Origin of the sequence: Rubripirellula reticaptiva (assembly GCF_007860175.1) — a bacterium.
Lineage (GTDB): Bacteria > Planctomycetota > Planctomycetia > Pirellulales > Pirellulaceae > Rubripirellula > Rubripirellula reticaptiva.
Genome location: NZ_SJPX01000001.1, coordinates 130,346 through 140,332 on the forward strand (window position 1 = coordinate 130,346; position 9,987 = coordinate 140,332).

At 54.7% G+C, this 9,987-nt stretch carries 8 protein-coding genes; 6 read left to right on the plus strand and 2 right to left on the minus strand.

The window, feature by feature from the left end; translation table 11 throughout:
* Positions 1 to 15: 15 nt before the first annotated feature.
* The 6 genes from Poly59_RS00450 to dprA all read left to right on the plus strand — a co-directional run bounded on the left by Poly59_RS00450 (position 16) and on the right by dprA (position 7,313).
* Entirely contained in the window at positions 16 to 1,404 is a 1,389-nt protein-coding gene (locus Poly59_RS00450) for a sulfatase (protein WP_146532127.1), read from the plus strand.
* A 134-nt stretch (positions 1,405 to 1,538) separates the two neighbouring features.
* Positions 1,539 to 3,161: a sulfatase family protein gene (locus tag Poly59_RS00455; RefSeq protein ID WP_146532128.1), complete on the plus strand. Its 1,623-nt coding sequence runs from the start codon at positions 1,539 to 1,541 to the stop codon at positions 3,159 to 3,161.
* Between the two features lie 408 nt (positions 3,162 to 3,569).
* On the plus strand, positions 3,570 to 3,941 hold the full coding sequence (locus tag Poly59_RS00460; RefSeq protein WP_146532129.1) for a DUF2513 domain-containing protein: 372 nt from the start codon (positions 3,570 to 3,572) through the stop codon (positions 3,939 to 3,941).
* 69 nt (positions 3,942 to 4,010) lie between these two features.
* Positions 4,011 to 4,505, plus strand: a complete 495-nt coding sequence (locus Poly59_RS00465; RefSeq protein WP_146532130.1) for a DUF4149 domain-containing protein — start codon at positions 4,011 to 4,013, stop codon at positions 4,503 to 4,505.
* Positions 4,506 to 4,652: 147 nt separating this feature from the next.
* A complete protein-coding gene (locus Poly59_RS00470; RefSeq protein WP_146532131.1) occupies positions 4,653 to 5,981 on the plus strand; it encodes a PGAP1-like alpha/beta domain-containing protein in 1,329 nt (442 codons plus the stop codon).
* A gap of 117 nt (positions 5,982 to 6,098) precedes the next feature.
* Positions 6,099 to 7,313, plus strand: a complete 1,215-nt coding sequence (gene dprA, locus Poly59_RS00475) for a DNA-processing protein DprA (RefSeq protein ID WP_246151276.1) — start codon at positions 6,099 to 6,101, stop codon at positions 7,311 to 7,313.
* Here the strand turns inward: dprA and scpA are convergent.
* Both scpA and mce read right to left on the minus strand, forming a co-directional pair.
* A complete protein-coding gene (gene scpA / locus Poly59_RS00480; protein WP_222436024.1) occupies positions 7,310 to 9,478 on the minus strand; it encodes a methylmalonyl-CoA mutase in 2,169 nt (722 codons plus the stop codon). The two genes, dprA and scpA, sit on opposite strands and share 4 nt — an antisense overlap.
* A 97-nt stretch (positions 9,479 to 9,575) precedes the next feature.
* Positions 9,576 to 9,980, minus strand: a complete 405-nt coding sequence (mce, locus tag Poly59_RS00485) for a methylmalonyl-CoA epimerase (protein ID WP_146532133.1) — start codon at positions 9,978 to 9,980, stop codon at positions 9,576 to 9,578.
* Positions 9,981 to 9,987: the final 7 nt, after the last annotated feature.

The following is a 9,987-nucleotide window of genomic DNA, read 5'->3' on the forward strand; positions in this document are numbered from 1 at the left end:
TTTGGAAGATTGTGGATGATGATCCGACTGCACCTGATACGCCTATGCGTCGCTTTCTGTTTCGTTTCGATGGCTTGCGCAGCAGCACGAGGTGAAGGGAAACCCAACATCTTGCTGGTGATGCTTGATGATTCGGGCTGGACGGATTTTGGTTGCTTTGGAAGCGAAATTCAAACACCGAATATCGATGCATTAGCAGCGCAAGGGATGACGTTCACGGACTGCCACGCAGCGGCGCCCAACTGCTCTCCTTCGCGAGTCGGGATGTTGACGGGCCGAATGCCTACCCGGGTCGGAATGTACAGCTACATTCCGGCGAACCATCCAATGCACTTGCCCGACGAAGAAATCACGATCGCGGAAGTATTGAAACCACACGGCTACGCGACCGGGCACTTCGGAAAATGGCACGTTTCAAAACTGGACTCTGACCAGCCACAACCGGCCGATCAAGGTTTCGACTATTCACTGGGCACCGACAACAACGCTTTACCGTCACATCGCGATCCAATTAACTTTGTGCGAAATGGGAAAGCGATCGGTAAGGTCGATGGTTACTCGTGCCAAATCGTTACCGATGAAGCAAACCGGTGGCTCGCTTCGCTGCCCGGCGACCAACCATTCTTTTCATGCGTTTGGTTCCACGAGCCACACAACAAGATCGCTTCGCCGCCAGAACTAATCGAGAAGTACAAAAAGCTCTACCCGCAATTGAACCAGAAACAAGCGACGTATTACGCCAACATTGAAAATGTTGACCTCGCCGTTGGCCAGTTGTTGAAGAAGCTCGACGAACTTGATCGCGCGAAGGACACGTTTGTCTTCCTGACCAGTGATAACGGCGGAATGAATCCCTGGTCAAACCAGGGGCTTCGCGGCCAGAAGTCGCTGGTGTACGAAGGTGGGCAACGGGAACCGGGGATCCTGAGATGGCCAGGCAAAGTCGAACCGGGATCGCAGTGCGATGATCCGGTCAGCCACCTGGATTTGTTACCGACGATTTGCGAGATCGCCGGCGCTGCCAAGCCAAACGATCGCAAACTTGACGGGACCAGTTGGTTGCCGATCCTGTCGGGTCAGCCGCTGGTGCGAGTGACACCCTTGATGTGGTTTTTCTATCGCGTGGCTCCCGCGGCAGCGATGCGGCGAGGTGACTGGGTCATCCTGGGATATTTGAACGATCCCATCCAGCAACATTCGCATGCATTGACCAAACCCGACATGCCAATGATCAAAACGGCACGGCTTGATCGTTTTGAGTTATACAACCTGAAGTCCGACCAGCAGCAGACGAACGACCTTTCGGCATCCGAGCTCGAGCGACTCGGGCGAATGCGAACCGAGCTGATCAATTTGCACCGGGAAATCGTCGCCGAAGGTCCCGTTTGGGAATTAGAAGAGTAACCCTAAGCAAAGCGATGTACCCGAGCTCGTGTACGCCATCAAAGTGGTACGCATTGTGATTCGCCCAATCGGCAACCGTAGTCATCTCCCGCCGGCCGCCATTGAAGCGGCACTCCAACTAAGAGACCAAAGTTATGCAGAGTTCATCGTTTCTGTCTTTCCGTTTGCTGGCGGTTTTCGCCTTACCATTCCTGCTGACGGAGGCGAGATCGTCTGAACTGACGGCGCACGAGCGTCCCAATATCGTCTTCTTTTTCAGCGACGACTTAACCACGCAAGCGATCTCGGCATACCAGTACGGACTCGACTTGCCGCCGACGCCAAACATCGATCGCTTGGCGAAAGAGGGCATGCTTTTCGAAAACAGTTTCTGCGGGAATAGCATCTGCACTCCATCGCGATGCACCGTGATGACGGGACTGCACAGTCACAAAAACGGCATTGTCAATCTTTCCGGCGCCCTTGATCCGCAGCGGCCGACATGGCCAAAGGCGCTTCACAACGGCGGCTACACGACTGCGATCTTTGGCAAGTGGCACATGAAAACGAAGCCGACGGGTTTCGACGAGTGGGCAGTTTTGAGCGGGCAGGGCAGCTACTACAACCCCGACTTCTTTTTCTCGGACGGCGAAAGCCGCCGCATCGAAGGCCACTCGACTGATGTGGTCACGGATCTAGCACTCGATTGGCTCGAGCGTCGAGACACCTCCAAGCCGTTTGCATTGATGGTTCAGCACAAAGCGCCTCACCGGAACTGGAAACCAAGCCTGCGCGAACTCGAACTGTACCGTGACATTGAGTTCCCCGAACCGCCGACGCTGTTTGATCAATACGAAGGACGTGTCGCGGCGGCCTCACACGCGATGGGTATTGATGGCCACATGAGGATGGCATCTGACCTAATGCTGTTCGAGACCGAGAAGGACCAGAACGTCATCAATCGTTTTACACCCGAGCAGAAAAAGGCTTACCTGGCAGCTTTTGCGAAAGAAAACGAAGCCTTTCTTGCCAATCCACCGACGGGCAAAGAACTTGTGCGTTGGAAGTATCAGCGGTACATGAAGAACTACCTTCGCTGTGTTGCGGGCGTCGACCGAAACGTGGGACGTGTCCTTGCGGAATTAGACAAGGCTGGACTGAGCGACAATACGATCGTCGTCTACTGCGCCGACCAGGGATTCTACCTTGGCGAACATGGTTGGTTTGACAAACGTTGGGCGTACGAGGAATCGCTAAAGATGCCTCTGATCGTTCGCTGGCCCGGAAAGGTAAAAGCGGGATCTCGCTGCGCCGCGATGGTTCAAAACATTGATTACGCGCCGACGCTACTCGAAGCCGCTGGAATCCCAACCGACTGGGATGTTCACGGAATTAGCCTGATGCCACTGCTAACTCAAGGCGGGACGACACCGGATCAGTGGCGAGACACGATCTACTATCGCTACATCGACGGCGGGCACGGCGTCGCTCAACATAGCGCGATTCGCACGAACGATTTCAAGCTGCTGTACTTCGACAACCCACGAAACGAGGCAGAGAAAGCAAGCCGCTGGGAACTGTTCGACCTCAAGAATGATCCGCAGGAAATGACCAACCTCGCCACCGACACCAATCACGCAGCAAAACTAAAAGCGATGCAGGCAAGATTCCAGGAAACACGCCAGTTTTACGACGACACGGACGAGAGCGTGTGGAAGCGAGGAGCAAGCCAGAGGTACGCACCGGACTCCTATATCCAGCCACCGAGAAAGCGATAGCCAAGCGAGGATCCTCACCGATGCCGTATGTACGAGAGATGTACCTGGCGTGAAGTGAGGCTAATGCCGGTAGCGGATACCGATCACGACGGGGTACCTACCGGTACTTGGTCCGAAGGGAATAGCGGGCATGACCGAACAGGGCGGTCACGTCCCAACTGATGTCGTCCTTCTTGTCTTCGGCGATCCAAACAGAGCGACAGACCTTTTGGTGGCCATTGCGATGGCACTTTGATCGGTCGGTCGCGAAATGGTTCGGCAGTGGTATGATCGCCTGCGCAATGCCGCTGCGCGTTGCCGATTGGAATATATCGAAGCGGCGACCATGGTCCGACGGTGACTGATAAGCCGCTTATTCCACTGCGCGAAAACGACACAACAAAAACCAACGTCTAACGAGCAAACGCAATGAAACGCGATATGAATTTGATTCGGAGAATTGTGCTTGCGGTTCGCAGTCACGAGGGTCGACCAGGGGCTGGCGAAGTGCAATCGCTGATCTCCGATTCCGAAAACGATGTTTTCGGCTATCACATTGCGTTGTTGGTTCAAAGTGAAATGATGTCCGGCGTTGACACTGGACCTCGAAAAGACCGCTTTGGCGTGACCAACTTGGCTTTAACGTGGGCAGGACAGAATTTCGCTGACAACATTTTGAACGATGAAGTCTGGGCGAGCTGTCAAAAAAGCCTGGATGATGCGAAACTAGAATCAGCGTCATTTGAGGTCTGGTCACGAATTGCGATTGCGAGGATCACTGATCGATTGGGCAGCTCCTGATCGCGAGAAAAGAGTGAGCGAGCACGCGGCGAAAACGCATTTAGAGCAGCGTAGTGGACGATTAAAATCATGACTTGGGTTTTGCGAGTTCTGCTATTGCTTTCTTACTCTCTGTACTGGGGCGGACTCACCTTTTACACCGGTTTCGTCGTTCGGATATCGCACGATGTTCTAAACGACCCAATGGATGGCGGACTGATTACTCAGCGAGTGACGTCAGTGCTGAACGTCTTAGGCGCGGTGACGGTCGTTTTGATGGCGTGCAATTGCGTCGTTGTGATGCGTCAATCCCCAAAGTACGGATACGCGCTCGCCGGATGCGCCACAGTGCTTGGGGGCGTGCTGATTGGGTTGTTCGTGGTGCATGGACATCTGGACGCGATCATCAACATTGAAACCATGGAGATTACCAACCGCGACGCATTCGTGACGGGGCATCGCCGATACAACCAACTAACCACGATCGAGTGGCTCTGTTGCCTTGCCTATCTTCCAATCACGGTCGTTGCCTGGCGTCGCATCGACTCGAAAAAAGATTCTGTAGTCGCAGACGGTAACTCTTAGCTTCCGTTTGATTGAACACGACGGATTGGAAACCCGTTTCTTTCGTTGGCCTCGGCGACGTTGCCTTTTGACGTCAGTGGTATGATTCGAGCCACTTGACCTTGGCAAGCTTGTCTTCGTCGCCTTCCTATTTCCAGCGAGTTTACGATGCGATTCTTTTGGGCTGCACTCTTCGCAGCGATGCCTTCGACGAACGTTTCAGTTCGCCGACATTTTGGGATCCTGTTGTTCGGATTGATGTGCGTCTTCACCAACGCGACCAATCCAACGGTTGGGTGTGCGCAACCGCCGACCACGATCGGTGACGCCGGATGGCTGGAAATGGTCGTACCGTCGCAGAATGGACGAGTTCGGTGGAGCGATGTTTCGGAGGCGATGGCCGAGTCGATTCGGTTGGACAAGGAATCGGTACGTTCAATGTTTCCCGACGGTGAGATCAACCTTGCCGACGACAGTGTGATGTTGATGTTGCTGGGTGCGAACTTAGTGCTGGGCCAGCGTGGCTCGATTGCGATGACGAGCGATGCCGATGGCAATCGATCGATCAAGCTTCGCGTCAAGATTCCCGAGAGTGATTCAGCGACCAAACTGGGAGCGCTTGGAACTCAGCGACTTGCCAATGTCACGATTAACATCGACGAGGACTGGGCATTGCGAACGGCGAACAAACCACTGGCAATCTGCTTGCACGGTTTAAAAAGCAATCCCGAAATTTTTGGTGCCCTGCGAAATGAACTGCGTCAAGCGGGTTACGCAACAGCTACTGTTTCTTATGACGACCGGCGGTCGATCGTTGAATCAGCCAATTTGATTTCGAACAAATGCGAGACGCTTTTTAGAAACGCCAGAGTAAAACCGAGACTTGCCTTGATCGGGCATTCGATGGGTGGCTTGGTTGCTCGTGAATGGACTGAAAATCCTGCGTTACCCAATCAACGGATCACAACACTGATCACGGTGGCATCACCACACTTGGGATCGAACTGGGCGACAATGCCGCCACTGATCAATTTGTTGGCAGACGGAACGTTGGAAGGCCGGGACTTGGTCAATCTGTTGCTTCATCTGCCATCAAGTCCAGGCGTCCGGGACTTAGAACCCGGGTCGAAGATGCTAGAAACCATGAACGGGCGGCCTCGGCAAAATAATGTTCGCTACACCGCGATCGTTGGCACCCATTGCCCTATCAACGCCGAAGAATCACGAGAACTGCGGTCGGCAATCCGGCAACTTGACCAAGCGGAAAGTTTTACGCGGCTGATCCGACCGCGAATCTTGCCTCTTTTGAACGACTGTGACGAGTTGATCGAAGGAAAGGGCGATGGAGTGGTCGCTGTATCGAGCGGCATGATTCCTGGCGTTGCCGACACGGTCCTGGTTCCGCTGGCGCATAGCGAAATGATCGCTCGTTTGCCCGCCGGCAAACCAAATCCCGTTTGGCAATTGATCCTCGACCGACTTGGCGCAGTCGATTAGATCCAATCGGCTAACGATGGAGTCTTCATCGTCCAACTTTCGGTTCAGATGTCATTAAGCCCCTGCCGAATAGTTGTTAACCCTTACCGCGAACCGTTAGACTCAGGGTTTCGATTGATGACGAACGCTCGAGGGATCGGCCCGATGGAACATTCGACAGCCACTGACAAGTCGCATGCTGCATTTGATAAGTCAGCGATTTCACAGCTCACGGCCGATTCGCTTCGGTTGGCGATGTTGCCAGGAATAGGGCCTCGGACGATGTCTCTGTTGCTAGAGGCGTTTGGCGATCCTGCAGCCGTGCTGGCGGCTTCCGACGATCAACTGGCTTCGATTCATGGTGTTGGACAAAAACTGATCCAATCAATTCGATCTGCCAACCAACTGGTTGATGTGGAATCGATCGCAAGATGGTGCCACCGCAATCACGTCGACATCATTTGCCAAGACTCGGAATCCCAAACGTCAGTTGTCGGAACCACCACCGCCTATCCACGATCCCTGGCGGATCTGCCCGACGCGCCGCCGATTCTGTTTGTTCAGGGCGATCTAGTTGCCGATGATGAACTCGCCGTCGCAATCGTGGGCACACGGCACGCAACCACTTATGGATTGAAACAAGCCGAGCACTTGGCCTACTCGCTCGCTCGTGCAGGTGTGACGGTCATCAGCGGCCTGGCACGCGGGATCGACGCCGCGGCTCACGAAGGCGCCCTCGCTGGCGGCGGCCGAACGATTGCGGTTTTGGGTAGTGGTCACGATCATATCTATCCACGAGAACACGAAGGTCTTGCCAAAGCGGTGGCAGCCGACGGAGCCGTGATCAGCGAGTGTCCGCCGTACGCGAAACCTCGCGCCGGTATGTTCCCTCAGCGAAACCGAATCATTGCCGGACTGTCGCTCGCGACGCTTGTCATCGAAGCCCCCGATCGCTCGGGCGCCTTGATCACCGCCCGGATCGCCATGGAACAAAACCGCGAGGTCTTGGCGGTCCCTGGCCCGATCACCAGCCGCGTCTCTCGCGGGTGCAACCAATTGATTCGCGACGGCGCCAAATTGATCCAGAATGTCGACGACATTCTAGAAGAACTTGGCCCAATGCGTGCTCCAGTACAAACATCCGATGGACACGAAGTCCGTAACGCAGCAGAACTGCAACTCAACGAACTGGAACGTGCGGTCTTGAATGCGATCGAAACCGAAAGCACTCCGATCGACCAAGTCATCCAGCGCAGCCAGCTACCGACGCACAGCGTCATTGCTGTGATCAGTGTGTTGGAGATGCGCCGTTTGATTCGCCGGCTCAGTGGCCAATACGTATCGCGGATCTAACCTTGCGTCCGATGTTGTTCCGCAAGCGTGATCAAATCACTTGCGATCACGTCGATCGGTGTTGCCGGACCGTAGATTTGCCCAACACCCAATTGTTCTAGCGATTCTCGTTCGGCATCGGGGATGACCCCGCCAACCACGACGGGGATCTTGATTCCCGCTTTGGAAAGCTGGTGCATCAATTGGGGCAATAGCGTTTGATGGCCTGCCGCTAACGTTGAAATGCCGACAACATCGACACCGCTTTGGTCAACCAATCGGGCAACGTCGTCGGGCGTGGTGAACAACGGCGCCAGCACCACTTCGAACCCCAAATCCGCCAGTGCCGATGCCACAACTCGCTGACCACGATCGTGTCCATCCTGACCCAGTTTACAAATCAAGATTCTTGGCGGTCGCTCGTACGAATCAGTAAACGACACGACTCGCTGCGACAATGCTCTCCACTGGTCATCTTCACGGCGTTTCGACTGATAGACGCCGGAAACCAGAATCGATTCGTCTTGATGCCGTCCCCAAACCATTTCCAAAGCCATCGAAACTTCGCCGACCGTTGCACCGTTTCGCATCGCTTGAATTGCTAACGGAACCAAGTTGACGTCACTCGACCGCGCGGCATCAGTGATCGCCGCCAGCGAATGTTCAACGGCTTGTTGATCACGTCGACTGCGAAGTTCTCGCAGTCTGGCTTGCTGCTGTTGCTCAACCGATTCACCGTCAACGACGACAGTTTCGGCGACGGTGGAATCCGGTGTGGTGTGTTTGTTGACACCAACGATGACACGTTCACCACGATCGACTCGTGCTTGCTCAGCCGCAGCCGCCTCTTCAATTCGAAGTTTCGGCAACCCCAACTCGATCGCTTTCGCCATCCCACCAAAGCTTTCCACTTCATCCATCAGTCCATTGGCTCGGTCAACCAACTGCTGAGTCAGGCTTTCCATGAAGTACGATCCACCCCAAGGATCGACCACCTGAGTGATGCCGGTTTCCTCTTGCAGAATCAACTGGGTGTTGCGTGCGATTCGTGCGGCGGTGTCGGAGGGCAAGCAGGTGGCTTCGTCAAACGAATTGGTGTGCATCGACTGGGTTCCTCCAAAAACGCCGGCCATCGCTTCGATCGATGTGCGGACGATGTTGTTCATCGGGTCCTGCTGCGTCAAAGACCAGCCTGATGTTTGACAGTGCATCCGCAAGATCTTCGACTTCGGATTCTTGGGACCGAACTCGTTGACGATGCGGTTCCAAATGATTCGCGAGGCTCGCAGCTTTGCGATCTCGGTATAGAAATCGATACCGATGCCGAAAAAGAACGACATACGCAGCGCGCATTGATCGACGTCCAGCCCTGCGGCGATCGCGTTTCTCAGGTACTCGCGGCCATTGGCCAGTGTATACGCCAGTTCCAAAGCGGCCCCTGCGCCGGCTTCGTGCATGTGATAGCCGGACACCGAAATCGAATTGACCGAAGGGGCTTCGATGTGGCAGTATTGCATTACGTCTCGGACGATCCGCATCGACGGCGAGGGCGGATAGATGTACGTGTTGCGAATCAAGAACTCTTTCAAAATGTCATTCTGAATCGTTCCCTTCAGTTGTGCGGGGCTAACGCCTTGACGTTCCGCGGCCACGACAAAGGCGGCGAGGACCGGCAGCACGGCACCATTGATCGTCATCGACACCGAAACTTCGTCCAGCGGAATTCCGTGAAAGAGTGCGACCATGTCTTCCACACAGTCGATCGCGACGCCCGCCTTTCCGACATCGCCGAGCGCCAAAGCATGATCACTGTCATAGCCTCGCTGAGTCGGCAAGTCGAAGGCGACCGAGATCCCCTGGGCGCCAGTTGCAAGCAACTTTCGATAGAACGCATTCGAATCGACCGCGGTTGCCAGTCCCGCGTACTGGCGAATCGTCCAAGGTCGTTCGGAATACATCGTCGCATAGGGACCACGAACGTATGGCTCTTCGCCAGGCAACGAACCGAGATGATCGACGTGCTTCAAATCGTTGCGGGTATAGACCGGCTTGATCAAGATTCCGTCGGAACGACTGTGTCCCGTGGCTTCGCCAATTTGCGTTTCGTTGGCCGCTGCAGACCGCAACGAAAATCGTCGAATAGGACGAACCGAACGTATGGAATGGTTGGTTTTGCGAGTCATCATGTGGTGAAGCAGGAAGGGCGGGGCAGGGCTAGGAAGGACAGAGCAGGGTAGGGCGAGGGGCTAATCAGGCACCGATTGCAACCAAGATTGGTTGTCGTCAATCACCAAGACTTGCCAGTTCGATCAGTACACCGTCGAAGGAATCGGGATGGATAAAAATGACGCGATGTCCGCCCGCACCGATGAAGGGATGGTCGCTTAGGAACTGGTACCCACGGCTCCTTAACCGAGCGATATCGTTGTCCAAGTCATCGGATAGAAAACAAAGGTGATGAATGCCGCCACCACGTTTGCGAACAAATTTTCCGATCGCAGATTCATCCGCGGTCGCTTGCAGTAACTCAATTTTTGTCGAAGGCAACGGAAACATCGCCAGCGCGACGGACTGATCAGCCACTTCGTCTGTGCTTTCGCAACTCAGTCCCAAGTCACGTACGAAACGCTCAATCGCTTTATCGAGCGATGGAACCGCGATCGCAATGTGATCCAGTGCAACAATCATTTTGGCC

Coding starts and splice junctions, on each gene's coding strand:
- Poly59_RS00465 (WP_146532130.1), top strand. CDS start 4,011: ATGACTTGGGTTTTGCGAGTTCTGCTATTGCTTTCTTACTCTCTGTAC.
- dprA (WP_246151276.1), top strand. CDS start 6,099: ATGACGAACGCTCGAGGGATCGGCCCGATGGAACATTCGACAGCCACT.
- Poly59_RS00455 (WP_146532128.1), top strand. CDS start 1,539: ATGCAGAGTTCATCGTTTCTGTCTTTCCGTTTGCTGGCGGTTTTCGCC.
- Poly59_RS00460 (WP_146532129.1), top strand. CDS start 3,570: ATGAAACGCGATATGAATTTGATTCGGAGAATTGTGCTTGCGGTTCGC.
- mce (WP_146532133.1), bottom strand. CDS start 9,980: ATGATTGTTGCACTGGATCACATTGCGATCGCGGTTCCATCGCTCGAT.
- scpA (WP_222436024.1), bottom strand. CDS start 9,478: ATGATGACTCGCAAAACCAACCATTCCATACGTTCGGTTCGTCCTATT.
- Poly59_RS00470 (WP_146532131.1), top strand. CDS start 4,653: ATGCGATTCTTTTGGGCTGCACTCTTCGCAGCGATGCCTTCGACGAAC.
- Poly59_RS00450 (WP_146532127.1), top strand. CDS start 16: ATGATGATCCGACTGCACCTGATACGCCTATGCGTCGCTTTCTGTTTC.